Below are 25,998 nucleotides of genomic sequence, written 5' to 3'. Positions count from 1 at the left end.
CCCTAGACCTCCTTCCTTACGCTTTTTGTGTGCCTAAATCTGCAAGTACATCTAAAATTTCTTTATAGAACTCTTCACGCGTACCACCGCGGTGAATTTCTTTATATAGCTCACCATCTTGAATGAATAAAATACGCTGACAGTAACTTGCACTGTACGGATCATGTGTAACCATCATAATAGATACGCCTTGCTCTTTATTTAAGTTTGTCATCGCATCAAGTAAACTCGCCGCATTCTTAGAATCAAGCGCTCCTGTTGGCTCGTCCCCTAAAATAATTGCAGGCTCATGTACTAAAGCGCGCGCTGCTGCTGAACGTTGTTTCTGTCCACCAGATACTTCAGATGGGTACTTTTGAAGAATGGCCGAAATCCCTAACATATCTGCTACTTTTTCTACTTTCGGTCCAATATTTCGTGACGGGACACCTTGGAGAGATAGTGGAAGTGCAATGTTTTCGTAAATAGATAAGTTCTCTAATAAGTTAAAGTCTTGGAAAATGAATCCTAATTTTTGTGAACGGAAATCTGAAAGCTCACCTTGCTTCATTTTCGTAATATCCGTACCGGCAATCTCAACAACGCCGCCTGTTGATTTATCTAACGTTGAAATTACATTTAATAATGTCGTTTTACCAGAACCAGATGGTCCCATAATTCCAACAAACTCACCTTCTTGAATTGAAAATGAAACACCTTTTAACGCGTGTGATTGGTTCTCACCTTTTTTACCGTACACTTTTTGAACGTTTTTTACGTCTACAACTGGTTTCGTCATATATATCCTCCTACGCTTGTTTTTCCATTACCTATTTTGCGCCTTTTGGAGGGGAACTGCTATTTGTTAACATTACATTTACCTTACACTTTTGTAATAAAATAAAACCAGGTCGTATTTCGACCTGGTTTACTCTGATTGCTTCGATCTTTGAGGCTGTCCTTTTTTACTGTTACGCTGTTTCACTTGAACAACTGGATCAAGTTCATTTGAAAATTCAGCGTTATGTCCATTTTGTGTTTTTTGCTCTGGGTTATTTTGATCTGAACGTTTCGCCATGACATTCACTCCTTATTAGTGCGGCGTAATAATCATTTGATGTTGCAATTGGCGAATTGCCATACGTGCTCTATTTAACTGCTCACGTTGCTCATCATTCGCATGTTGCTGCATCGTTTGTAAGTCGTTATAGGCTTGCTCTAATTGCAATTGTGCATCTGAATATTCCATCGTATTATAATGCTCTTGTCTCATACCAAGATCTAATTGTTCTTTCGCATATTCCACCGCTTGTTCTGCTTGTGTAATATACGATTCAAGTGATTGACGCTCTGCCATAATTGTCCCTCCTTGCTTCAATTCCCCTTTAGTGTGTCCCTTCCATCTGAACCTTATGAGTATGTTATAATGGATTTTATTTGTTTCATTTTGACTCGGCTTAGGAGGGAAAGTAATGAAGGTTCAAAACCCTTTTCCATATACAAACGACAATAAACGTTATCATACATGGAATTACCATTTACGAAATGAATTTGGTGAAAAAATCTTTAAAGTTTCATTAGATGCTGGCTTCGATTGCCCGAACCGTGACGGTACAGTTGCTTATGGTGGATGCACGTTTTGTAGTGCTGCTGGATCTGGTGACTTCGCTGGCGATCGCCGCGATGATGTTATAACGCAATATCATGAAATGAAAGAAAAAATGCGCTCAAAGTGGAAAGACGGAAAATGTATCGCTTATTTCCAGGCATACACAAATACGCATGCTCCACTTGAAGTGTTAAAAGAAAAATTCGAACCGCTTTTAGCAGAAAAAGACGTTGTCGGTCTTTCTATCGCAACTCGTCCAGATTGCTTACCGGATGATGTTGTTGAATATTTAGCGGACTTAAATAAACGCACGTACCTTTGGGTTGAACTCGGACTACAAACTGTCCATGAACGTACTGCAAATCTTATTAATCGCGCTCACGATTATCCATCTTACGTTGAAGGCGTAAATAAATTACGCAAGCATGGCATTAGAGTTTGCTCTCATATTATTAACGGTCTTCCCCTTGAAGATTACGACATGATGATGGAAACAGCTCGTGAAGTAGCAAAGCTTGACGTACAAGGAATTAAAATTCATTTACTTCATTTATTAAAAGGAACGCCAATGGTGAAGCAATATGAAAAAGGGCAATTAGAATTCCTATCTCTTGAAGATTACGTAAGTCTCGTTGTTGACCAACTTGAAATTATTCCAGAAGACGTAATTGTGCACCGCATCACAGGTGACGGTCCACCTGATTTAATGATCGGCCCAATGTGGAGCTTAAATAAATGGGAAGTATTAAATTCCATCGATGCAGAATTTGTACGCCGCGGAAGCTGGCAAGGAAAATATGCAAATGAGGAGAAACAAAAATGAAATTAGAACGTGTATTACCGTTTGCTCGCTCGCTTCTGCAAACGGCAGTAAAAGAAGGCGATTACGCTGTAGATGCTACACTTGGAAATGGACATGACACTTGCTTCCTAGCTGAAATCGTTGGGGATAACGGAAAAGTATTTGGATTTGATATTCAAAAAGAAGCAATCGAAAGTTCTACGATCCGTCTAAAAGAAAAAGAACTTTTCGAACGTACTGTTTTGGTTCATGATAGTCACGAGACGCTTCTTTCTGTATTACCGGAAGACGCAAAAGGAAAAGTAACAGGAGCAATCTTCAACTTAGGTTATCTCCCAGGCGGAGACAAACATATCGTCACAAAACCGAACTCAACACTCTCGGCGATTGAACAATTATTAGAAGTAATGGCACCTGAAGGTATCATCGTCCTTGTCATTTACCACGGACACCCAGAAGGACAAGTAGAACGAGACGCTGTACTTACATTCGCAGAAGAACTAGATCAAAAACAAGCTCACGTACTGCGATATGGCTTCATTAACCAGCAAAATAACCCGCCATTCATTGTGGCGATTGAGAAGCGATAATATATCAACGATTTTTCAATTATATCTATCATAACTCCGGATATATCAACGATTTTTTCGATATATCTATCATAACTTACAATATATCAACGATTTTGCCGATATATCGATTCTTCGACAAAACATAACAAAAAAAGACGTGCACTCATTGCACGTCTTTTTCTTATTCTCTTATATAATGGATGTATACAATATTTGAAGAAAGAAGGGTAGAACTTTGCTAGTAGAACTAAGGGGAATTCAAAAGAAGTATGGCAAATCACTTATACTAGACAACATCGATTTATCCATTCCAGAAGGAGAAGCACTCGCTATTATTGGCGGGAACGGAACTGGAAAAAGCACTTTGCTCAAAATAATTGCAGGTTTTATTTCACCTACGGCAGGGACACTTCAAAGAAAAGAACATATACAAATCGGTTATGTACCTGAGCATTTTCCTGAAGGGATTCGTTTTACATTAAAGGATTATTTATATCATCTCGGCCACATTCATGGTTTATCAACAAAATACTTAAGAAATAAAATTCCGTTGCTCCTTGAATCTTTTCACTTACATCACGCAAGGCATTCCGTTGTACGAAACTTTTCAAAAGGTATGAAACAAAAAACAGGTATTATGCAAGCATTACTTACGGACGTCCATTTATTAATTTTAGATGAACCACTTTCTGGGCTCGACCCTAACTCTCAGCAAGAACTAGAGCATATTTTACTTTCATTAAAACAACAAGGTATATCTGTACTCTTCACATGTCACGAAAAACAACTACTAGAACACTTCGCCGATAGAATTGTGACGTTGGCTAATCATACAATTGCGGAAGATACCTCTGTGCAAAAATCAATAGAACAGGTTTATATTGAGGCAATTGTTCACGAAACATTTTCAGCGATAGAACTACAACAACAATCCGGATTTATACATGTTACACATAATTCAAATCACAACCTCATTCAATTACAAATCGAAAAAGATTATACAAACGACATACTTCAGTTTTTATTACATAAAAAGGCATCCATCACACTGCTACAACCTAATTTTTAAATCGAAAGAAGGTTTATTATGTTTGCGCTTATTCGTTATCATTTTCTCGATTACACAAAATCGTATAAATACATTCCTCCTATTGTGATGTACTTTGTAAGCTTACTTTTTGTATATACATATAAACCGACTCCTATTGTACCGACATATTTAGAAACCGCACTCGCACTTTATTTATTATCTGCCTGGATTACAATCACAATTTTTCATACTGAAGACCCTGTACAAGAACAAATCATTATTTCACACACAAATAATATTTCGGCACTATACGTTGGTAAATATATTACAGCTCTTCTCATTTGTACTGTGTTATCTTTTATATCCGTAATTTATCCAATTATTTTGCAGATGTTTAATGAAAAAATGACAGCTTCTTTATTTCTAGTCGGATTTCTCGCTCACATGTCTTTCTCTATACTAGGAATTTCAATCGCAACATTATTTACTAGAAATATTATTCAAAAAGCAAGCACCGCTTGGCTTAGCCTTACATTTATATTACTTATGACGATCGCCTCAATCCGGTTAAAAAAAGAGGTACTATGGTTTTTACCACCTGTCGAAAGCTTTCTAATGCTTGGACAATACAAATATAATATACTTACTCACACTTTATGGCTCACAGCTTGGGCTATCGTATATTCATTTTTATTACTTACTTTATTTCTTTTTCTCATTCGCAAAAAACGTTTTTGATTACATATTAAAGGAGACGAAACAATGATCGGAATACTAGCAGGAATGGGACCAAAATCAACTGGGCCATTCGTCGATACAGTTGTAGCACAATGCCAAACAATATACGGAGCAAAGCATGATATGGATTTCCCTCATATGATGATTTATTCTTGCCCAACGCCATTTTATATGGATCGCCCTATTGATCATGTGGCGATGAAAAAAGCAATTATAGAAGGGGCACAAAAACTTGAGGGTACTGGCGTAGACTTTATCGCTATGCCGTGCAATACGGCGCACCTTTATTTCGAGGAATTGCAGCATTCTATTTCTATTCCGATTTTAAATATAGTCGATGAGACGTTACAAGCAATTCCTGAAAATACAAAAAGGGTCGCTCTTCTCGCAACAGAAGCGACTGTTCAAGCGGGTATTTACCAAGACGGGATTGCAAAGCGTAATATAGAGTACATTCATAATGAAAAATGGCAGGAAATGATTAATCAAATTATTACTTGTATTAAAGGCGGAGAAGTTGAAGAAGCTCGTAAATTATGGAGTGTGCTCGTTTTACAGTTAAAAGATGTAATAGATACTGCTATTATCGCATGTACCGATTTGAATGTGGTGGTGCGTGAGGATTTTGTTGATTCCTCTCAATGTCTTGCTGAGGCGGTTGTTAAGATGTATGTATCAAATACAAAGAGATCTTCATAAGCATAGAAAACATCCCTTTTGAAATGTGTTTTATGTTTGATGAAAATCCCCAAAACTTTTAACATTTTTCACAATTCTTTCAAAATATACACACTTAATCTCGCTATATTAAATGAGTAATCTATTCATATAGGGAAGGTTAGGGGAACTGAAAGTATGAAAGTAAATCGTTCGCTTCATTACATTTTTTGGCGTTGGCATTTTTATGCTGGGCTTTTTATTACACCGCTTCTTATTACTTTGTCACTGAGCGGAATTGGGTATTTATTTCGAGAAGAAGTTGAGGATTTCATCTATAAAGATTTATATTTTGGGAAGAGCGCCCAAACAGAATCTATCCCGATGTCTGAGTCTATTTCATTAACAGAGAAAAAATATCCGCATTATAGTGTGGGGAAAATTAGTGAGTTTAATGGGGATTATAATACGAGACTTACCATCGCAAATGAATATACTGGGCAACAAAAATATGTGTATTTAGATAGTAATAATCAAATTGTCGGAGATCAAAACGCAAGCGAAACGTTTGCTAATATAATGCGGGAATTACATAGTTCCCTTTTAGTTGGTGGTACTGTCGTCAACTATATTGTAGAACTTGCAGCATGCTGGACAATCTTTTTAATTGTGACCGGGTTGTATATGAGTATACGCCAATTCAAAAACACACCGTCATCCAATAAGCGTGAAAAAGCAAAACGACGTCATTCTATTATCGGTATTATATTTACAATTCCTCTCGTTCTGCTAGTCGCATCTGGATTGCCGTGGTCAGGATTCATGGGTAACCAAATTTATAAAATCGCATCGTCGAATGAATCAATCGGATATCCAAAGTTGTATATGGCACCGCCTGAATCAAAGGTAAAAGAATTGCCGTGGGCAACAAGAAAGGAAGCTCCTCCTGAATCGAATTCAAATGAACCAAAAGCAATTTCTGTCGATGAATTACAAAAAGGAATTGAAATAAAGAAGCCATATGTTATCTCACTACCGGCTGATCCGAAAGGTGTATTCACTGTTTCGAAATCAAGCGGTTCTGGTATTACAGGTATGCATGTCGCACCAAATGAAGAAATAACAGCTTATTTTGATCAATATAGCGGAGAACTACTTTCAAAAACGGACTATCGTGATTATGGATTATTTGCACAATGGTTCACTTACGGTATCCCGCTTCACGAAGGGCATTTATTCGGATGGCCAAATAAAATATTATGCTTACTAACAACATTATCTTTATTACTTCTCATTTATTACGGAGTAAAAATGTGGTTAGGCAGAAAGCCGAAAGGAAAATTAGCAGCACCGCCAAAGCAAAAAGACAAAAAGAGCTTATTCGCTTTCATCATCATTATGGTTATACTAGGCGCTATCATGCCTTTATTCGGACTATCCGTTTTAGTTATTTTCGCGGTTGAACTTCTCATATACCTATTTTTGAAAATACGATCATAATAAAAAGCATTTGTACTCCCATGTACAAATGCTTTTTATTTACTATTTTCTTTTTTTCTACCACTTATTAAAAAGACAATATCTACTATAATAATCAATGCGATGATAACTTGAGCTACATAATCCATCGTTGTAGGACCACCAGCTTTATTCATCATCATATACATTCCAGTTACAAATGAAACGGAAAGTAGCACAAGTACTGTTACTTCAATATGGTCATTTAGCTTTTGAAACACACACTTCATTTCCAACACTCATTTACCATATTATAACAAAAACCACTCAACATGAGTGGTTTTCTTCATCACTGCGCCATTTTCTTTCGGTACATCTTCCCGTTCCAATAGAAGAATCGTGAAGTGAGCCCTCCGTATTTTACAATGCGCCGCGCCATTTTGTGCATATTCTTTTGCGCCGATACTTTTTGGTCTGATAAGTAAATACCAAGTAACCCTCGGCTTATGAGACGATGAAACTTCGCATGAGGTAGATCACCAATGCTCTTCTCTGCTTCTTCTACAAAGTGTTTCATACGATCTAATATAGCTTGCTCGTTTTCATAATAACTACAGAAATTCAAATCCCCGCCTATACGGTCTTCTTCTTGATCGATGAAATAATCAAGTAAGATATGAAGTCCTTGTACGTAAGGGAAGTACCCTTGTCTAATTTTCGCAATATCTTCATCATGTAATTCATCATGAAATGCATATGCTACAAGACAGAAGATTCCAAGCGTAGAACCGGCACATGCTGAAAATTCAAACCAGCTCATCTCAGGTAAGTTTTCTTTATGTGCTTCAAACCATGTTTGTAAGCGTGGTTCTCTTTCTTCTAATTTCACGTGTTTATGAATTTGCAAATCACAATAATAACAAGCAAGTTCATGAAGAACAGGAGCAATTTTATCATAGTGCTTCGTTTTCTTTAAAACATCTTGGCATGTTTCAACAAGTTCATCTAAATAACCACCATCATCTTGATCATCACGGTAACGATAATAATTACCGCCACCTTCTACTTCAGGTGATAATGCCATTAACATAGATTCATGAAGCGCGGCAAAATCATTTGGATCAAGTGATGTACTGCGATCACATAAATTATCTAAATAATCGCTAATTGTTTGATACGCTACGATAAAACGAATACATTCCTCTCGGTGTTCATTTGCTAGCAGCGCTAAAATGCCACCACCCTCGCAATGAAACGTTTTATTCTCAATACTTGCGATTGCCTGACTATGAAGCTCATCATTCGGAATATGGTAGGCACGCTCTTTCCACACCGCTAGCTCATGGTGTACAACCGGAAACACATCACGGTATACTTTCGCCATGAGCGTTATGGGATTACTCGGTACGTTCACTTCTTCCTTCATCTCCTCTATTCAATGTACAAATAATTTACTTATTTGTTTCTATTATGTTATGGATGCGTATTTCAGTAAATGCCTGAATATAATTCAAAATTTCATCACGCTCATACTCATTTAATAACTCATGATAACAATTCGGCCATTCTTTATATGCCTTATCACTTATTTTAACATTATCAAACCACATGCGGACACGTGTTTTATCTACAAGTTTATCCTCACATGCTTGCATTAGCAAGAGTGGAACATCTGGAAAATCGTCTATTTTCTTATGAGCAATTTCAATAGACTTAATCAATTCACTATACCAACGTACTGATACTTTGCGCAAGAACAATGAATCATTCTCCATCGCATCTCTCACTTCATGATTACGAGTTGACATTTCTACCGTTAGATTCGTGGCGAATTGCAATTTTGGAGCAACAACATTTAATATTTTTGAAGCAGCTCGAAGCGGAGTTGCAGGTGCAGCTAATACACCTAAACATGGCGAGCTTAGTACAATCCCATCTATGTCCTCTCTCTTCGTTTCTTGCATCATACGAATGACGATAAGGCCGCCCATACTATGACCGAATAGAAAAATAGGTAATCGGTACTTCCTTGCTTCTTTCACCCATAACTTTATTTCCTCTATGTATTCATCAAATGAATCAATATGTCCTCTATTTCTCGAAGTAGTTCCATGTGACGGCAGATCTCCCATCACGACGTGGTAGCCGATATGATTCCACATTTCCGCGATTGCTTCGTAACGTCCATGATACTCCATAGCACCGTGCACAATAACGACTACAGCTTTCGCTTCCTCTGCTTCATAATTCCACATACGGACCTCCTCCATTTCACTCTTTTTCATAATTTGATAAACTAAAACTAGTCTCTAGGAAAGGAAGGCTTTACATGATATATCCTTATAAAGAAAAAAATCCGAAAATTTCGAGTAGTGCTTTTATCGCTGACTACGTTACCATTACAGGTGATGTGACAATTGGCGAGGAATCAAGTATTTGGTTTAATACAGTCATCCGTGGCGATGTATCACCAACGATAATTGGTGACCGCGTAAATGTACAAGATCAATGTACGCTTCACCAAAGCCCACAGTATCCTCTTATTTTAGAAGATGATGTTACAGTTGGGCATCAAGTTATTTTACATAGCTGTCACATTAAGAAAGATGCTTTAGTTGGAATGGGCTCTATTATATTAGACGGTGCTGAAATCGGTGAAGGAGCTTTCATTGGTGCAGGAAGCCTCGTTTCACAAGGAAAGAAAATCCCACCTAATACATTAGCTTTCGGTCGTCCAGCGAAGGTCATTCGTGAATTAACAGAAGAGGACCGTAAAGATATGGAACGTATCCGCACACAATACGTTGAAAAAGGTCAGTACTATAAATCATTACAAAAGTAATTTTAACGCTGCCATAAGACTGGCAGCTTTTCTTATGAAAAAACTAACTTTTTCTTTACAAAACATTATTACTCCCTCAACAAAATCTTATTAAAATAAAAGCTAATATCTCCATATATATGTAAACGAGGGAGGAGAATTTTCATGAAGGTCAGTGGATTATATAAAATAGAATGTTACATTTTCAAAGGAATTAACCGCTACTTTGATCAAAGAACATTAAACATCTTTTTCAGCAATATTACTCATATCGGTGGTGCCACCTTCTCCATTGCACTTACACTTTTCTTTTTAATTTTTGCAAAAGGGACTTTGCACCAAGCTGCAATTGCAACTGCTATTTCTTTAATGATTAGCCATATTCCTGTGCAAATATTAAAAAGATGGTATCCACGAAAACGTCCTTATTTAACAATTCAAGATGCGAAATATCCAGTCCATCCATTAAAAGACCACTCTTTCCCGTCTGGTCATACAACGGCTGTTTTTTCTGTTTTCATTCCATTTATTTGCTATAATCCAAGCTTACTTGTTTTTCTATTACCATTAGCATTATGCGTCGGTATTTCTCGTATTTATTTAGGACTTCATTATCCGTCAGATGTATTCGTCGGTATGTGCCTCGGCACTTGCTCTGGCATCATCTCTTTTTATCAATTCATCCCACTTTTCACATAAAGGAGCGATATGATGAGAGTCGCCATATTTACCGATACTTTTACACCACAAGTGAACGGGGTTGCGAAAACGTTAGAACGGTTAACACGATATTTCCAAAAAGAAAATATCGCCTATTCAGTTTTCGCCCCTCAGCATACGGCTGAAGACAATTTCGTAGCGAATGTGAACAAAATGAGAAGTATCCCGTTAACAATATTATATCCAGAATGTCGCTTTTCTTTTCCTACTCCGCGCATTAAACGGGAACTTCTTGCCTTTAAACCTGATATCATTCACATTGCCACGCCTTTCAACATGGGACTTTGTGGATTGTATTATGCAAAAAAGTTGAACATCCCTGTTGTCGGTTCTTATCATACTGATTTCGATGCCTATTTACGCTATTACAAAATCGAATTCCTCTCCAATATGCTTTGGAACTATTTAAAATGGTTTCATAGCCATATGCAAAAAAATTTCGTTCCATCCTCTGAAACATTACATCAATTAAAAAATAAAGGATTTCAGGCCCTCTCTATTTGGGGACGGGGTGTAGATTGCACACTCTTTCATCCATCTTATACAGACCTATTCCGAAAAAAATATAATATTACAGCGAAGTATGTCCTTTCCTATGTTGGACGGATTGCTCCTGAAAAAGATATCGACACTCTTCAAACACTTATTCAAACAACGAACAAAGATCGTGACGATATTCATTGGCTCATCGCTGGAGACGGTCCTCTAGCACCAAATTTACGTGAAGCTGTTCCGCAAACAAATGTAACCTTTACTGGATATTTACAAGGTGAAGATTTAGCTGAAGCCTACGCTTCCTCTGATCTAATGGTATTTCCATCTACTACTGAAACATTTGGGAACGTCGTACTGGAGTCACTTGCATGTGGTACACCTGTCATTGGTGCGAATAGTGGCGGGGTTAAAAATATTATTACAGATGGAAAAACGGGAGTTCTATGCGAACCCAAAAATGAAGACTCATTTTTATCATCTATTTATGAATTGTTAAATAATGAAGAAATGCGTAAACAAATAAGCCTAGATGCTCGATCCTATGCTGCCACACAAAGTTGGGATGAAATTTCTAGTAATTTACTCATGCATTATGATGATGTTATCCAAAGTCGAAAAGCGGAAATGCTAGCTTAAACTCAGCTTATGTATCATCAATTTACAAGTGAAACTTCTATATTATACAAAATATAAAAAGAGAGGTCATCCTTCGTAGCATGACCTCTCTTTATCTTACACTTTTATTTAACGTCTAAGTTGTTACATAGATATAATGAATAAAATTCGAACTTATTTTTCTTCCCCTTTTGTCTGAGCCGCATCGAATGTCCAGTTCAATTTCAATGTATCTCCTTGGAATACGTTTTGATCTTCTCCATTATCTTCAAATATGAATTTCACATAGAAATTGTCATCCGTGCCTGGAGCAAGTCCGTTTCCTTCCCAGTTTACAACACCTTTTTCTACAAGATCAGGCAAGTTTCCATCAGCAGTAGCCTGTTTCAATTCAGACAAAGTAGTTTCCCATACAGGAACTGTGTTTTTGTCTATGTTCCATAAAAACTCCACTTTGACATGATCACCGAAATCAGCATTTCCATTATCACCTTTTGCATCTGTTACAGTGTAATCAGTAAGAAGGTGAACGTCCTTAATTTTCAAAGTACCGCTGTTGATTAAGTGGAAATCGCGTTCTATTTGATCACCTGGTTTGATGTTGTCAACATCGATGATAACTTGTGGATCAATGCTCAAATCTAACGTACCAGCCGCAAATGTGTTTTCTGATACTTCTTTATCACTGAAGTACGCAAACGTTCCGCCTCCGATTAAAGATAAACCAAGAGCTGCAGATGCAACACCCATACCAAGTTTTTTCTTAAGACTCATTTTAATAATCCCCCTATTTTTATAATATTTAAACTACTCAAAAGCTGATAAGCCCATATGAGGCAAAAACGAATTGTTTCCTTATTTGATGCCTTTTAAATAGCCACTAAGTTCTTAATAAAGAACTTAGTGTTTTATTCAAGAGCGACTATCGATATTTGCAGAAGATGAAATTCCCCTCGTTTATCAACAACCACTCCTAGGTCACCCTATTTTATTTCTTCGGTTCTAAACCGATCTGACGTAAGAAATCTGCCAAGCCTTTTTTACCGATTTTTTCCTTCGGCTTAACCGCTTCTGGAACGCCGACTTCTTTTTGCAAGAAGTTTTTCTCAATGAAGCGGACATCTGTCTCGTCTACGACACCATCTTGGTTGATGTCTTGTGGCAAGATAGATGCATCCTTCTTGCCGTATGCTTCAACTACACTTTGCATATCGCGAATATCAATCAATCTGTCACCATTCACGTCCCCTGCAAGACCTTTCAGGGAAGGGAATCTAAAGCTTTGCCCACGCTGTTCACCGTTTACAGCATATCCAGGAATAAACTTCCTCGTTACTTTGAGGTGTCCTGGAACCTCAGCAACAATTGTGAATACTTCATCAGAAGCCGGAATACCATCGATACGGTATTCTCCTCGTTTATCAATAGTTCCCTTATATTTTTTACCGCTCGGAGACAGCGCATATACTTTGGCGCCAATTTTCGTATAATCTCCTGCTTTCAAATAACCGTCTACTGACAAAAATGCTTCCGGTCCAATATAACCTGTCACAGTCGAATGCTTCGAAATGATGTTTACATTTTCTGTGTTGTAAAAAGGAATAGCAGTAGCTGCTGTTTGTCCCGCTTTCATATAAGACGCTTTCTTTACATCCATAAAGGTATCACCGAAATACCATTCATCATGTGCGACTTTGAACGTGACATCAAGGAAAGGAAGATCTCCGTCCATACCACTGAATGCATTTCCTGTCATAGACGCGCCGACTTTCACCGTACTAAAGTAATCTCCTTCCGTCAACACAGGCTCTTGCAACGATACCTCCAAGCCCTTTTCCTTTGCATACTCGTTTGCGGCATTGTTCAGCTTCACATTTTCAAACTTGAACAAATCTTTCATGAACTCTACCTGGAATTCTCCAGATACAAGCTGCTTTACATTATTGAGGCTGAGTGTCATTGTTACAGGATCACCGACTTTTACGTCTTTCTTATCGTAACTAGAAGTCGTATACTCTGTACCTTCCTTCATAAAGATATAGTTTTGTCTACCAACTGCCGTTGCCATATCAAACGTAGCCAACTTCAAATTTAAAGGTTTTGTTGCAATGTCACTTTCCTCAATACCGAATTTTACATCTCCATTTGCTTGTATCGGGAAGAATCCACCTATAAATCCAGAATTTGCATAGTAAGCCATTCTATTGGACGATTGATCATAGTTTAAGCCTTTCGATTGTAATACATCTACCGTGGAATCTTTAACTGTTCCATGGAGCCATACCGCTTTTTGTCCATCCTCTACTGTAAACATGGAATCATTAATCTCGATTACACCTGGTTTTTTATCCATGTTTACTTCCGGTGCTGTATTATCTACAATCATCGGATTGCCTAGCACATATGATTTTCCTTCCTCATCATGCCCGATCATTTCAATTGTATAGTCTCCTTCTGGAAGTTTTACAGGGACATCTCCAATTGGCTTGGAGGAATCATTTGTAAATGGATAGACATAGCTATTGAAGAATACTCCACCATACTCTCTATCTGTCAGCATATTGCTGGCCTCTATCGTTCCAGTCAGTCCTACAGCTTTCCCCGATTTGCTGTCTTTGACAACGATATCGATTGTTTCCATTGGGCTATTCAACTTCACTATTCCAAAGATGATTGGTCTCATGTATTGCCAGAAAGGCGTATCATTTGTCACTGATGGTCGTTCCGTTTCCATAGAGGCAAATCCCTTTTCTGTCACCATGACAGCGAATGGAATTTGATACGTTTCGGCCGGATTGTTCGCATTCGTTACATGAATATATCCTTCGTATCTGCCTTTCGCTGCGCTAGCAGGAATCGTAATTTTCGGCTGCAGCTCCTGTGATTTTCCACTTGCTACTGTAAGAGATGCCGGCACCTCAACTTGTACACCATTCTTCACCGCATCTTGAATACCTGTACGTTCACCGTGATACTCTACTTCTACTTTAAATGATTTTTCTTCCTTGCCGTTGTTTTGGACATTTACTTTTTTGCTTGCTTCAATTGTTTTATCATCTTGCTTATAATATCTGCCGAACACGATGGATCCTGTTTGTTCATCAATTTCGACAACATTTCCATTCTCCACATTTTGTGTTTTATCTAATACTTTAATGGATATGTCTGTATGAACAGCTTGATATACATCAATACGCCCAGCACCCGCTTCGTATACGGAATAGCCCCCGTTCAAATCATCAGATGTGTTCATAAGAGCTGATTTTACATCAAATGGTGTATATTCCGGATGCTCCTGTAAAATCAATGCTGCTGCACCTGCCACGTGAGGAGTCGACATAGACGTACCAGACAATCGTACATAGGCATTGCTGTAATTTACACCATCTTGCGGATCATTGATATATTCCGGTGCAGTCGAGAAAACCGACACACCAGGAGCGACTACATCTGGCTTAATATCGTAGTTTCCGTCTACCGGCCCACGGGAGCTGAAATCAGCTAAGTGATCGCCTTCCGTTTTTGTATTGCTCAATGTTTCAAATTTGAAAGATACTTCACCTAACGCCTTTAACCGTTCGCCATCTGCTTTTGAAAGACGGAAAGAGGGAATAAGACCTACCCCCTCACCTAAGTAGGCAGATATTTGTCCATCAACATTGTTATACACAATAACCGCTTTCGCTCCGGCTTTTTTGGCGTTTTTGATTTTTTCATCAAACGTAATTTCACCGCGCTGAATTAATGCAATTTTCCCATTAAGGTCTTTTCCAGTAAAATCCGCTTCTTTCCCAAGTCCCGCAAATACAATCGATAAAGATTGTCCTTGTAGATCTTCTAATTTATCAGGAAAATCTTTACCTAATAACTGCATACCTTCAAACTTTTCGTTCGCAGCACTCCCGCTGAATGTAGGAATAGACATAGCAGCATTGCTTGCCCCTACTGAAATACCAAGAGCTGCCGCTCCCGGGGAACCGAGTGTTTTTTCGTTTGGCCCAGCGTTACCTGCAGCAACAACTGTTACCACACCTGAAAGCATGGCGTTATTTACTGCGACAGAAGTAGCGTATAACGGATCATTCGTCTGCGCACCTAACGACATATTGATAACGTCCATACCATCTGCAATCGCTTTATCCATTCCAGCAAGGATTCCTTCTGTAGATCCTGCTCCCCAAGGGCCTAACACTCTGTAAGCATATAAGTCAACTTCAGGTGCTACACCTTTCACAGCATAATCCGCGTTATTTTTCTTTTGAGCTGCAATTGTACCCGCTACATGTGTACCATGATTTGTGTAATACGTATAACCAGGATATTCCGGCTTACCAGCATTTATCCAATCCTCGTATGTTGTTTCCATCGGATTTTCGTCATTATCAACAAAATCATATCCGCCTTTATAAGCACCTTTTAAGTCAGGATGATTATAGTCAACACCTGTATCAAGAACGCCGACTTTAACTCCTTTACCTGTAATATTTTCTGCATGCAGCTTGTCCACACCAATTTGCGGAATGCTGTCCGCCATTTTCGGATCGATGGTTTCTTTCGTTTCTACCGGAGGTTCCACTTTTACTTCATAATCTTTATAGACACGTTTTACGACTCCAGATTGTAATAAATCCTGCACTGCAACGCCAGGTAACGTCATAGCTACACCGTTAATCGCATTTTTATATTCGCGTGTAATCTTCACTTTTTGCGTATCATACGTGCCGGCATCCTTTTTCGATTTCAAGGATTCGACATGTTGTTTGAACACTTTATGTTCTTCATCCACTTTTGCTTGCGCAGTAGTAGTAGCTATTTTCTTTCCTTTCGCCGCTTGTTTCATCACTTCAATTTTCGCCGGAGCCTGATTGAATTCCACGATAACTTTGACTAGTTCAGGACTATTAGCATCAATATCAGGAGAAATTGTAAAGTTAGGATTTACATCTAATTGCTCTAAAGCCTTTCTTTGATCTGCCGACAGGTTCGTCAAAACTTTCTCTACATTATCAACTGGATTCAGTTCAACCGGACTTTCTGCCAATACGTTATACGGAATACCTTGTGACAATAACATACCTACAGCTAACGTTCCTATAAGAAGCTTCTCTTTTTTTCTTCTCTTCATAGCACATCCTCTTTTCTTCATATAATTGTTTTACAAACAATCCGTGAAACTAGTAAACTAAGATGCCATTCTGAAAATCAAACAAAAGAAGTAACCTTTAAAGCTATTGATCTTACTTTGTATAAAAATATAGCGGATAAAATCTATCATTAGATTAAGTAAGAAATCATTAATGGGGGATGAAGAAAATCCCCCACTAATCAAAGTTTCACTGTATTACTTTGATTTCGGTTCTAGACCAATCTGACGTAAGAAATCTGCTAATCCTTTTTTACCGATTGTTTCTTTTGGCTTAACCACTTCTGGGACACCGACTTCTTTTTGCAAGAAGTTTTGCTCAATGAAGCGAACATCCGTCTCGTCTACAACACCGTCTTGGTTGATGTCTTGTGGCACGATAGATGCATCCTTCTCGCCGTATGCTTCAACTGCACTTTGCATATCGCGAATATCAATCAATCTATCACCATTCACGTCGCCTGCAAGATTTTTAACACGTACCCCTACCTGTTGCCCGCGCAGCTCATCTCCTACAAAATACCCCGGAATGAATTTTTTCATCGCTTTGAGATGTCCCGGAACATCAATAACAACTGTGTATGCTTCAGTAGAAGCTGGGATGCCTTTAATCTCGTAGGTTCCTTGTTTATCAATCGTTCCTTTATATTTTTTACCACTTGGAGACATCGCATATACTTGGGCACCGATTTTTGTATAATCTGCTTTTCTCAAAGAGCCTCCATTCAAAAATGCTTCCGGTCCGATATAACCATACGCTCTCGAATGTGTTGAAATCATGTTAAAACTTTCTGTGCTGAAATAAGGAATTGCAGTAGCTACTGTTTGTCCCAATTTCATATAAGACGCCTGTTTTACATTAAACAGGTTAGGACTCATAACGTTATCGTAATATGCATCACTTACTACTTTGAACGTGACATCAAGGAAAGGAAGATCTCCGTCCATACCGCTAAATGCATTCCCTTTCATAGATGAGCCGACTTTCACCGTATTATTGTAAGTTCCTTCTGTCACCATAGGTTCTTGCATTGATACTTCCAAACCTCTTTCCTTCGCGTACTCGTTTGCCGCATTGTTCAGTTTCACATTCTCAAACTTGAACAAATCTTTGCTGAAATCGACCTGAAATTCCCCGGATACGAGCTGTTTCACATTATTAAGGCTAAGTGTCATTGTAACGTTATCGCCGACTTTTACGTCTTTCTTATCATAACTAGAAGTTGTATATTCTGTACCTTCTTTCATGAAAACATAGTTTTGTTTATCAACTGCCGTTGCGATATCAGACGTAGTCAAAGTCAATTTTAGAGGTTTTGTTGCAATATCACTTGCCTCAATACCGAATTTCACATCTCCATTCGCTTGGATCGGGAAGTACCCATTTATGAATGGAGAGTTTGCAGAGTAACCCATGCTATTGGACGATTGGTCATAGTTTAAGCCTTTCGATTTCAATAGATCCACTGTCGCATCCTTAGCTGTCCCATGCAACCATACTGCTTTTTGTCCATCCTCTACTGTAAACATGGAGTCATTCACCTCGATTACACCCGGTTTTTTATCCATATTTACTTCCGGTGCTGTATTGTCCACAATAAGCGGATTATCTACAACATATGATTTCCCTTCCTCATCGTGTGCAATCAGTTCCAGTAGATAATCACCTGCCGGAAGCTTTACAGGAAGATCACCAATTGGCCTAGAAGGATCATTGGTAAATGGATAGACAGTACCGCTAAATACATTCAGAAGAAACGTGTCTACGTCTATCAGTAATCTGCTGACATCTGCTGTGCCTATAAAACCTACAGCTTTCCCTGTTGCACTATCCTTAACAAGCACATCAATGGTTTTCATAGGGCTATTCAACTTCATGTTGACATGAACAAACGGGTACAGACCTTGCCAGAAAGGTGTCGTATTCGTCACGGATGGATTGCTCGTTTTCGCATATTCAAATCCCTTTTCCGTCACCATGACAGCGAACGGGATTTGATATGTTTCAGCCGGATTGTTCGCATTCGTTACATGAATATATCCTTCGTATCTGCCTTTCGCTGCGCTAGCAGGAATCGTGATTTTTGGCTGCAGTTCCTGTGATTTTCCGCCTGCCACTGTAAGAGATGCCGGCACCTCAACTTGTATACCGTTCTTTACTGCATCTTGAATGCCTGTACGCTCACCGTGATACTCCACTTCTACTTTAAATGATTTTTCGTCTTTACTGTTGTTTTGGACATTTACTTTTTTGCTCGCTTCAATCGGTTTACCATCTTGCTTAACATGTCTGCCAAACACGATAGAACCTGTTTCTTCGTCAATTTCGACAACTTTTCCGTTCTCTACATTTTGTGTTTTGTCTAATACTTTAATGGACGTGTCCGTATGGACGGCTTGATACGCATCGATGCGCCCAGCACCCACTTCATATACGGAATTCTTGCCATTCAAATCATCAGATGTATTCATAAGAGCCGCTTTTACATCGAAAGGAGTGTATTCTGGATGCTCCTGCAAAATCAATGCTACTGTACCCGCTACGTGAGGGCTAGCCATAGAAGTACCAGACAAGCGTACATATGCATTACCGTAATTTATGCCGTCCTGCGGATCGTTAATATATTCCGGTGCAGTAGAGAAAATAGACACACCCGGAGCGACTACGTCTGGCTTAATATCATAATTCCCATTTACCGGCCCACGGGAGCTGAAATCAGCTAAGTGATCGCCTTCCGTTTTTGTATTGCTCAGCGTTTCGAATTTGAAAGATACTTCACCTAGCGCCTTTAACCGTTCGCCATCTGCTTTTGACAGACGGAAAGATGGAATAAGACCTACCCCTTCACCTAAGTAGGCAGATATTTGTCCTTCAGCATTGTTATACACAATAACTGCTTTCGCTCCGGCTTTTTTCGCATTTTTAATTTTTTCATCAAACGTTATTTCCCCGCGCTGAATCAGCGCAATTTTTCCGCTAAGATCTTTCCCTGTAAAATCAGCTTCTTTACCAAGTCCCGCAAATACAATTGGTAACGATTGTCCTTGCAATTCTTCTAATTTATCAGGAAAATCTTTGCCTAATAACTGCATATTTTCAAATTTTTCATTAGATGCACTCGCACTGAATGTAGGAATAGACATAGAAACATCACTCGCCCCAACTGAAATGCCAAGAGCTGCCGTTCCCGGGGAACCGAGAGTTTTTTCGTTCGGTCCGGCGTTACCTGCGGCAACAACTGTCACCACACCTGAAAGCATAGCGTTATTTACTGCAACAGAAGTGGCATATAACGGATCGTTAGTCTGCGCACCTAGCGACATGTTGATGACATCCATACCATCCGCAATCGCTTTATCCATCCCAGCAAGGATTCCCGCTGTATTTCCTCCGCCCCATGGTCCTAATACTCTGTAAGCATATAAATCTACATCAGGTGCCACACCTTTTACAGCGTAATCTGCATTATTTTTCTTTTGAGCTGCAATCGTTCCTGCTACATGTGTACCATGGTTTGTATAGTACACTAAGCCTGGATATTCTGGCTTACCAGCTTTTATCCAATCCTCGTACGTTGTTTCCATCGGATTTGCATCGTTATCTACAAAATCATATCCGCCTTTATAAGCATCTTTTAAATCTGGATGATTATAGTCAACACCTGTATCAAGAACGCCGACTTTAATCCCTTTACCTGTAATGTTTTCTGCATGAAGCTTGTCCACACCAATTTGCGGAATGCTGTCCGCCATTTTTGGCTGGATTTCTTTTTGTGTTTCTACTGGAGGTTCTACTTTTACCTCGTAATCTTTAAAGACACGGTTTACTACTCCAGATTGGATCAGCTCCTGCACAGCCACACCAGGTAAAGTCATCGCTACACCGTTGATTGCATTCTTATATTCGCGTGTGATTTCCACTTTTTTCGTATCGTAAGTGCCAACATCTTTCTTCGATTTTAAAGATTCGACATGTTGTTTGAACACTTTATGCTCTTCATCCACTTTTGCTTGCGCAGTAGTAGCAGCTATTTTCTTCCCTTTCGCCGCTTGTTTCATCACTTCAATTTTTGCTGGAGCTTGATTGAATTCCACGATAACGTTAACTAATTTAGGACTATTCGTATCAATATCAGGTGAAATCGTAAAATTAGGACTTACATCTAACTGTTCCAACGCTTTTCTTTGTTCTGCAGACAGATTCATTAGCACCTGTTCCGCATTATCAACTGGCTTCAGTTCAGCCGGACTTTCTGCTAATACGTTATACGGAACACCTTGTGACAATAGCATACCAGCAACTAACGTTCCTGTAAGAATCCTCCCAAATTTCCCTCTCTTCATACAAGTTCCCCCATTTATATTTATTTGTATCTGTAGTCATTGCATAACTTTAAATTTACGAATCTATTAGACTACGACTCTACTTTCTTATCTTAGTAAATTTAAACTTTTCTGAAAATTATCAAAAAGGAATATTTTTTATAGGTATTAGTTCTATACCGTATAGTACAAAAGAACTACCCCGCACTTTATTATTTTGCATAAAATAATAAAGTGCGGGGTAGTTCTTTTAAATGATTTTTATTTAAGAAAATGGAACGAGCTGATTTCGCACGGCATATATGACTGCTTGTGAACGGCTTTTCACATTTAGTTTTCTGAAAATCTTATTAATATGGATTTTAACTGTCTTGTCACTGATATATAGAGCTTCAGCAATTTCCTTATTGCTAAGACCTTTAACCAATTCAAACAGTATTTCTTTTTCACGCTCTGTTAGTTCATTTTCATTTGATTCTGATTTCGTTTGCTGATGATAGGTAATCAACTTTTTAGTCATACGCGGATGAATCACAGAATCTCCTTGTAATACCATTCGGATTGCCGCTACTACCTGCTCGGATGATGAATCCTTCAGTAAATAACCGTCTGCCCCCGCCCGAAGAGCAGACATCAAGTATTCATCATGTTCATACATAGTTAATACGAGAACACGGCAGTTCGGATACTGATTTTTTACGAGTGATGTAGCCTCGATACCATTTTTTCCTGGTAAATTAATATCCATTAAGATACAATCAGGCCTACACTCTTCCACCTTCCTTACTACCTCATCACCGGATACAGCTTCCCCAACCACTCGCATATCAGATTCGAGTTCCAATATACTTCGAATTCCATCACGCAAAACGGTATGATCATCCACTACTAATATTCGAATCATGATACTCCTCCCCCATTTCTGAATCTGGAATTAACAATGTGATTTCGGTACCTTTTCCTGCTGAACTATCAATTTGAAGGGCAGCCCCTAACTGTTCTGCCTGTTCATTCATATGTAATATACCATAATGCGGCTCATGCTTTGCTTTAATCATAGATTCAAACAGAGAAAAGCCAATTCCGTTATCCTTTACCTTTAAAAGTACATGTTCCCGTTGATAGCTTAATAAAATGTCAACTTTGTCTGCCTTTGCATGCTTTACAATGTTCTGCAAGCTCTCCTGCAAAGTATCGAAAATGACTCGTTCTTTCGTAAAACTAAGTTTTCGAGAACGGCCTCTTTCATGATATGTAATGGCTAGACCATATTCTTGTTTTAAAGATTGAACTTTATTTGTAATTGCTTGTTTTAGTCCTAATCTTTGTGTTGGATATGGCTTTAAAGCATAAATAGAATAACGAACTTCACTTAAACTCTTCCGTAATTTTTTTATGCTTGTATCTACGACTTGCTGCATGTCTTTTGGTCGATCTGCATATTTTTTCTGAGCTGACTCCATCTGAAATATCACTCCGGCCAATGCTTGTGCGATTCCATCATGGATTTCACGAGCAATTCGATTTCTTTCTTCTAAAATCGTTCTTTTTTCCTGTTCAGAAATGAGTGTCCGTGTTTTAAGCAAGCTGCCTAATTGATTGGCAAACGTAGCTAACGTTTGTACATCTTCAGTAATAAAACTCGCACTCCTGCTTTTCCCGGCCACAAACATTCCAACTAATTCATGATTTACTTTAAGAGGTAAATACACAAGAGAGCGCATCGTATTTTCAAACACTTCATCTCCCGGGGCCATACCTGTTTTCCAATCAGTAACAACAACAGTTTCTAATATCTCTTCAAACTCCTTATGTAGGTCAGAATAATTAGAAATATCACGATGTACTTTTCCATCCTTTAATAAAAGAGTCCAGTTCTCTTCATCTTTCGCCCATAAAACATATGCCTGTATTCCTAGAAATCCTTTCAGTGATTGTTTCATCTGCTGTAAGTTGCCGGCAGATAGTCCACGACTTAATTCCGTCGTAATGGAAAAAAGCTTATATAATCGTTCTTTTTCCACCCGTATTTGTCTAACGAAAGAGCTAATGATACAGATTGCCACAAGCGGGAAAAAGAAGAACAGAACCATGATTTCATCCATCACGCCGCGATATCGGTAATCTAACATATGTATAAGTGAGGAATACAGTAAACAAAAACTCAAACTCAAGAGTACTAACATATTCTTTTTACGCCACTCTTCTAGTGGATAGGGCTGAGGAAGAAGTATGATTAAAAGATCGTAAAATAAACTGTTAAACAGGCAAAGAAACGCACTGGATAAAAACAAAATTATGAATTTTTCATATAAAAATGAAAGATTCATTCCAGAAATAAACAATGAGAAGCATCCACTGGAAAACCATTCTGCTAATACGATACTAAGAGCAAGTTGCGCACAATTAAATACCGTCCTTTGCATCGGTAACCGGCGAAACAATTGGATACTTAACATCACACCCACACATGAAACAACTGTTATATGCATTCCAAACTGCCAATTCATTGTATAAATAAGCGTAAGGCTAAGTGTGATTCCACCTCTCCAAATACGGATAGGAAAATACTCAGTAATTCCCATAAACATAATTAGCAACAAAAGCAGTATAAGATGGGAAGGCATTTCAATTAAAAATAAGGAAATCATAACAGCCATTAAACCAAGAAAAGAGATAGCATAAATATAAAAACTAGCTACTTTCTCTCTCATAGAAGTAAAATCTATCTTTCTCAAAACGATCCCTCCCTCAAAAGTTTATTACCATCATTATCTAATAAAAAACCGGCACTGGCAAAATGAGAATGTTCCCATTAGCCAATCACCGGCTGTGCGCTGTCCCTTAGAAGGGATGACACAATATTAGTATAAAACAGGACTCTCCGTTCAGCTACCCATCAAATGTTATATTTGTAAATATATTCTATATCTATCGTATAGAACTAAAGATGTATATGAATCAATTTCATAACAAAAAACTCTCTTCAACTAGACAGAGGGAGTTTATTACCCAATTATAAAACTTCGTTCACTAAATGATACATAAGGTGAAATATCATTTTATTTCTATATTCATTATAACAAAAAGATACATAACTAAACAGACTTGTAATAAAAACCCATAAAAATTAATATATGGTTATACAGTACTTTTACTGTATGATGATTTTAAGAAATTCCCCTTAAAATCAACTTACTCACATACCTTTATACAGTAATTGTTCCCCAATTTCTGTATATCAAAAAACCTTTCATTCATTTGAAAGGTCTTTTTGAGCCTGTACATACTCTTCTTTCGTATTCACATTCATAAACCAATCTGCATTCGCTTGTACATCTTCTCCAGCAACATATTTCACATTACATTGTGATAAAAGCTGCCCCATACTTCTTTTCTCTTCTTGAAGTAAAGTGTAAATCTTCTCTTTCACACGGTTATGATACGCTGCAAGTAACGGCTGTTTTCTTCTATTAATAATAGGTACAACCGCATCGTACTCATCACTCATTTGTTCCAATAAAATAGTAAACCACTCTTGCGAAACGTTTGGTGCATCGCAAGGCATAATCACGTACCAATCTGCTTCGATATATTCCATTCCTGATACCATTCCAGCAAGTGGGCCGTTTCCTTTATAATGCGGAATATCTTCTATAACAGGAACTTGTACGAGTTGCTCCACTCGCTCTTTTATATCGGAGTGACTAATGACTACAACTTCTTGGAGCACAGTTGTCATCACTTTCAAAATATGCTCAATAAAAGTACTCCCTTGCCAGTTCGCCAACGCTTTCGGCTCACCGAATCTACTCGACATACCGCCTGCTAATACAATTCCAGCCCACTTACTCATTGACGATGCAGCTCAAATGTAATATGACCTAATTCCGGTAAAATTAATTTATTCATCGCAAGGCGAACTGCTCCGCTAGACCCTGGCATTGAGAAGACTACTTTGCGTCCAATTGTACCGCTGATCGCTCTACTTAACATCGCGCTACTCCCAATATCTTCTAAATAACTAATCATGCGGAACAACTCACCAAATCCAACAATTTCTTTATCTAATAGCGCGGAAACTGCTTCTATCGTTACATCACGTTTCGTAATACCAGTTCCGCCATTCGTTAATACAACATCGACATCTTCCCTATGATAACCAGCTAACACTGCTTGCTGAATACTCTCTTTATCATCATTTACAATTTCATAAGAAGTCACTGTATGTCCTGCTTCTTTTAATAATTCATGTAATAGCTGGCCGCTCTTATCCGTCTCTTCCGTACGTGTATCGGAAATCGTCACGATCTTGCAGCGTACTTCTTTTGGCGCTTGTTTTTTATGTTCATTGACACTCATTTTTCATCTTCCCTTTCATTTATCTTGTACAATTATGTATAAATCAAAGAATTCAATATGATACAATATAAGTATATTTATCCATATAAAGGAGATTTTTATGTTCTATAACATAAAACGATATGTACCTATTATACCTTTTTCAATGCATCGCTTACGGGTTTGATATTAATTTTTTAAAATTGTATGTACTGATGCTTGATGGTGATATTCGTTACTATTTGACTAACACATTAATTCCTCTCTTACTTGCCTATGTAGTAAATTTTATTTTTAAACGTTCTATTTCTAAATAAGGAGGTTTACATGTTATGGAACTGTACAAAAAATTAACAACAACATTCATCCTCTTATTTATCGCTTCCATCACTGTCGGCTTTTCTTTAAAAGGCGCAATTCCATACGCTACATTAGTGAGCATTATATTTGCAACGTTATTTTTACTGAGCAGTGCATTTTGCGCGGGCAAAGCACGCCAAATGAAAGGGTAATTACATATGTTCCAGGAGAAACCGATAGTTTGCAAATCATGCGAAAAGGAAATATCAACGTATGAGAAAGCGTGGATTCATATGCGATTTCCGGCAAGTGGCATGACAAATATGAAAAAGTATATTGTAGCTCATGCATTCAAATCATAAGTAAAACAAAATAAAAAAAGCTTTGCGCTCACC

23 protein-coding genes are annotated in these 25,998 nt (G+C 38.2%); 10 read left to right on the top strand and 13 right to left on the bottom strand.

The features are described 5' to 3' along the window. Positions 1–16 precede the first annotated feature (16 nt). The 3 genes from MR065_RS02795 to MR065_RS02785 form a co-directional block, all read right to left on the bottom strand. Positions 17–778, bottom strand: coding sequence for an ABC transporter ATP-binding protein (locus MR065_RS02795; RefSeq protein ID WP_242212401.1), 762 nt, complete (start codon positions 776–778; stop codon positions 17–19). Positions 779–907: 129 nt separating this feature from the next. Further along, the gene (locus tag MR065_RS02790; RefSeq protein WP_001129345.1) at positions 908–1,057 is read right to left on the bottom strand and encodes a hypothetical protein; all 150 of its coding nucleotides are present in this window, start codon (positions 1,055–1,057) and stop codon (positions 908–910) included. A gap of 15 nt (positions 1,058–1,072) precedes the next feature. Continuing rightward, positions 1,073–1,336: a YtzC family protein gene (locus tag MR065_RS02785; protein WP_000840865.1), complete on the bottom strand. Its 264-nt coding sequence runs from the start codon at positions 1,334–1,336 to the stop codon at positions 1,073–1,075. Positions 1,337–1,451: 115 nt separating this feature from the next. On the opposite strand from MR065_RS02785, the gene mnmL reads away from it, so the two are divergent. From mnmL to MR065_RS02755, 6 genes are all read left to right on the top strand, one after another. Further along, positions 1,452–2,411 carry a tRNA modification radical SAM protein MnmL/YtqA gene (gene mnmL / locus MR065_RS02780; RefSeq protein WP_000868033.1) on the top strand — a complete coding sequence of 320 codons (960 nt, stop codon included), beginning with the start codon at positions 1,452–1,454 and terminating at the stop codon, positions 2,409–2,411. Further along, positions 2,408–2,980, top strand: a complete 573-nt coding sequence (mnmM, locus tag MR065_RS02775) for a tRNA 5-(aminomethyl)-2-thiouridylate-methyltransferase MnmM (protein WP_242212400.1) — start codon at positions 2,408–2,410, stop codon at positions 2,978–2,980. The genes mnmL and mnmM overlap by 4 nt, the downstream gene beginning before the upstream one ends. Before the next feature lie 217 nt (positions 2,981–3,197). Beyond that, complete coding sequence (locus tag MR065_RS02770; RefSeq protein ID WP_242212399.1) at positions 3,198–4,031, top strand: ABC transporter ATP-binding protein; 834 nt, start codon at positions 3,198–3,200, stop codon at positions 4,029–4,031. Between the two features lie 18 nt (positions 4,032–4,049). Further along, a complete protein-coding gene (locus MR065_RS02765) occupies positions 4,050–4,730 on the top strand; it encodes an ABC transporter permease (RefSeq protein ID WP_242212398.1) in 681 nt (226 codons plus the stop codon). Positions 4,731–4,754: 24 nt separating this feature from the next. Continuing rightward, positions 4,755–5,429, top strand: coding sequence for an aspartate/glutamate racemase family protein (locus tag MR065_RS02760; RefSeq protein WP_242212396.1), 675 nt, complete (start codon positions 4,755–4,757; stop codon positions 5,427–5,429). 156 nt (positions 5,430–5,585) lie between these two features. After that, the gene (locus tag MR065_RS02755; protein ID WP_242212395.1) at positions 5,586–6,887 is read left to right on the top strand and encodes a PepSY-associated TM helix domain-containing protein; all 1,302 of its coding nucleotides are present in this window, start codon (positions 5,586–5,588) and stop codon (positions 6,885–6,887) included. Positions 6,888–6,922: 35 nt separating this feature from the next. Here MR065_RS02755 and MR065_RS02750 read toward each other — a convergent pair whose 3' ends face one another. Genes MR065_RS02750 through MR065_RS02740 form a run of 3 tightly spaced genes read right to left on the bottom strand, consistent with a single transcriptional unit; the run spans position 6,923 to position 9,100 of the window. Then, on the bottom strand, positions 6,923–7,135 hold the full coding sequence (locus tag MR065_RS02750; protein ID WP_242212393.1) for a hypothetical protein: 213 nt from the start codon (positions 7,133–7,135) through the stop codon (positions 6,923–6,925). Between the two features lie 59 nt (positions 7,136–7,194). Further along, positions 7,195–8,259: a tetraprenyl-beta-curcumene synthase family protein gene (locus MR065_RS02745; protein WP_001102483.1), complete on the bottom strand. Its 1,065-nt coding sequence runs from the start codon at positions 8,257–8,259 to the stop codon at positions 7,195–7,197. A gap of 37 nt (positions 8,260–8,296) precedes the next feature. Next, the gene (locus MR065_RS02740) at positions 8,297–9,100 is read right to left on the bottom strand and encodes an alpha/beta hydrolase (protein WP_242212392.1); all 804 of its coding nucleotides are present in this window, start codon (positions 9,098–9,100) and stop codon (positions 8,297–8,299) included. A 74-nt stretch (positions 9,101–9,174) separates the two neighbouring features. On the opposite strand from MR065_RS02740, the gene MR065_RS02735 reads away from it, so the two are divergent. The 3 genes from MR065_RS02735 (at position 9,175) to MR065_RS02725 (ending at position 11,517) form a co-directional block, all read left to right on the top strand. After that, entirely contained in the window at positions 9,175–9,687 is a 513-nt protein-coding gene (locus MR065_RS02735) for a gamma carbonic anhydrase (protein ID WP_242212391.1), read from the top strand. A 144-nt stretch (positions 9,688–9,831) separates the two neighbouring features. Then, the gene (locus MR065_RS02730; RefSeq protein WP_242212390.1) at positions 9,832–10,365 is read left to right on the top strand and encodes a phosphatase PAP2 family protein; all 534 of its coding nucleotides are present in this window, start codon (positions 9,832–9,834) and stop codon (positions 10,363–10,365) included. Between the two features lie 12 nt (positions 10,366–10,377). Next, positions 10,378–11,517, top strand: coding sequence for a glycosyltransferase family 4 protein (locus tag MR065_RS02725; protein WP_242212389.1), 1,140 nt, complete (start codon positions 10,378–10,380; stop codon positions 11,515–11,517). Between the two features lie 153 nt (positions 11,518–11,670). On the opposite strand, the gene MR065_RS02720 is transcribed toward MR065_RS02725, so the two are convergent. The 7 genes from MR065_RS02720 to MR065_RS02690 form a co-directional block, all read right to left on the bottom strand. Further along, on the bottom strand, positions 11,671–12,270 hold the full coding sequence (locus MR065_RS02720) for a CalY family protein (protein ID WP_242212388.1): 600 nt from the start codon (positions 12,268–12,270) through the stop codon (positions 11,671–11,673). Positions 12,271–12,484: 214 nt separating this feature from the next. Further along, positions 12,485–16,621, bottom strand: coding sequence for a S8 family serine peptidase (locus MR065_RS02715; RefSeq protein ID WP_242212386.1), 4,137 nt, complete (start codon positions 16,619–16,621; stop codon positions 12,485–12,487). A gap of 216 nt (positions 16,622–16,837) precedes the next feature. Next, complete coding sequence (locus MR065_RS02710; protein ID WP_242212384.1) at positions 16,838–20,983, bottom strand: S8 family serine peptidase; 4,146 nt, start codon at positions 20,981–20,983, stop codon at positions 16,838–16,840. 244 nt (positions 20,984–21,227) lie between these two features. Next, complete coding sequence (locus MR065_RS02705; RefSeq protein WP_242212383.1) at positions 21,228–21,866, bottom strand: response regulator; 639 nt, start codon at positions 21,864–21,866, stop codon at positions 21,228–21,230. Then, the gene (locus tag MR065_RS02700; RefSeq protein WP_242212381.1) at positions 21,841–23,700 is read right to left on the bottom strand and encodes a GAF domain-containing sensor histidine kinase; all 1,860 of its coding nucleotides are present in this window, start codon (positions 23,698–23,700) and stop codon (positions 21,841–21,843) included. Before MR065_RS02700 ends, MR065_RS02705 begins: the two co-directional genes overlap by 26 nt. 515 nt (positions 23,701–24,215) lie before the next feature. Then, entirely contained in the window at positions 24,216–24,818 is a 603-nt protein-coding gene (locus MR065_RS02695; protein WP_242212380.1) for a molybdenum cofactor guanylyltransferase, read from the bottom strand. Continuing rightward, entirely contained in the window at positions 24,815–25,324 is a 510-nt protein-coding gene (locus tag MR065_RS02690; protein ID WP_242212379.1) for a MogA/MoaB family molybdenum cofactor biosynthesis protein, read from the bottom strand. The genes MR065_RS02695 and MR065_RS02690 overlap by 4 nt, the downstream gene beginning before the upstream one ends. A 311-nt stretch (positions 25,325–25,635) precedes the next feature. On the opposite strand from MR065_RS02690, the gene MR065_RS02685 reads away from it, so the two are divergent. After that, positions 25,636–25,815 carry a hypothetical protein gene (locus tag MR065_RS02685; RefSeq protein ID WP_000424797.1) on the top strand — a complete coding sequence of 60 codons (180 nt, stop codon included), beginning with the start codon at positions 25,636–25,638 and terminating at the stop codon, positions 25,813–25,815. The last annotated feature ends 183 nt before the right edge of the window (positions 25,816–25,998 follow it).

Source organism: Bacillus cereus group sp. BfR-BA-01383 (assembly GCF_022663495.1).
GTDB classification, from domain to species: Bacteria; Bacillota; Bacilli; order Bacillales; family Bacillaceae_G; genus Bacillus_A; species Bacillus_A cereus_AU.
Note: the sequence above shows the minus strand (reverse complement) of the source record. Positions and strands in the feature narration are given on the sequence as shown.

Coding starts and splice junctions, on each gene's coding strand:
- MR065_RS02730 (WP_242212390.1), top strand. CDS start 9,832: ATGAAGGTCAGTGGATTATATAAAATAGAATGTTACATTTTCAAAGGA.
- mnmL (WP_000868033.1), top strand. CDS start 1,452: ATGAAGGTTCAAAACCCTTTTCCATATACAAACGACAATAAACGTTAT.
- MR065_RS02720 (WP_242212388.1), bottom strand. CDS start 12,270: ATGAGTCTTAAGAAAAAACTTGGTATGGGTGTTGCATCTGCAGCTCTT.
- mnmM (WP_242212400.1), top strand. CDS start 2,408: ATGAAATTAGAACGTGTATTACCGTTTGCTCGCTCGCTTCTGCAAACG.
- MR065_RS02715 (WP_242212386.1), bottom strand. CDS start 16,621: ATGAAGAGAAGAAAAAAAGAGAAGCTTCTTATAGGAACGTTAGCTGTA.
- MR065_RS02760 (WP_242212396.1), top strand. CDS start 4,755: ATGATCGGAATACTAGCAGGAATGGGACCAAAATCAACTGGGCCATTC.
- MR065_RS02740 (WP_242212392.1), bottom strand. CDS start 9,100: ATGTGGAATTATGAAGCAGAGGAAGCGAAAGCTGTAGTCGTTATTGTG.
- MR065_RS02755 (WP_242212395.1), top strand. CDS start 5,586: ATGAAAGTAAATCGTTCGCTTCATTACATTTTTTGGCGTTGGCATTTT.
- MR065_RS02725 (WP_242212389.1), top strand. CDS start 10,378: ATGAGAGTCGCCATATTTACCGATACTTTTACACCACAAGTGAACGGG.
- MR065_RS02705 (WP_242212383.1), bottom strand. CDS start 21,866: ATGATTCGAATATTAGTAGTGGATGATCATACCGTTTTGCGTGATGGA.
- MR065_RS02735 (WP_242212391.1), top strand. CDS start 9,175: ATGATATATCCTTATAAAGAAAAAAATCCGAAAATTTCGAGTAGTGCT.
- MR065_RS02785 (WP_000840865.1), bottom strand. CDS start 1,336: ATGGCAGAGCGTCAATCACTTGAATCGTATATTACACAAGCAGAACAA.
- MR065_RS02765 (WP_242212398.1), top strand. CDS start 4,050: ATGTTTGCGCTTATTCGTTATCATTTTCTCGATTACACAAAATCGTAT.
- MR065_RS02685 (WP_000424797.1), top strand. CDS start 25,636: ATGGAACTGTACAAAAAATTAACAACAACATTCATCCTCTTATTTATC.
- MR065_RS02695 (WP_242212380.1), bottom strand. CDS start 24,818: ATGAGTAAGTGGGCTGGAATTGTATTAGCAGGCGGTATGTCGAGTAGA.
- MR065_RS02710 (WP_242212384.1), bottom strand. CDS start 20,983: ATGAAGAGAGGGAAATTTGGGAGGATTCTTACAGGAACGTTAGTTGCT.
- MR065_RS02750 (WP_242212393.1), bottom strand. CDS start 7,135: ATGAAGTGTGTGTTTCAAAAGCTAAATGACCATATTGAAGTAACAGTA.
- MR065_RS02790 (WP_001129345.1), bottom strand. CDS start 1,057: ATGGCGAAACGTTCAGATCAAAATAACCCAGAGCAAAAAACACAAAAT.
- MR065_RS02690 (WP_242212379.1), bottom strand. CDS start 25,324: ATGAGTGTCAATGAACATAAAAAACAAGCGCCAAAAGAAGTACGCTGC.
- MR065_RS02795 (WP_242212401.1), bottom strand. CDS start 778: ATGACGAAACCAGTTGTAGACGTAAAAAACGTTCAAAAAGTGTACGGT.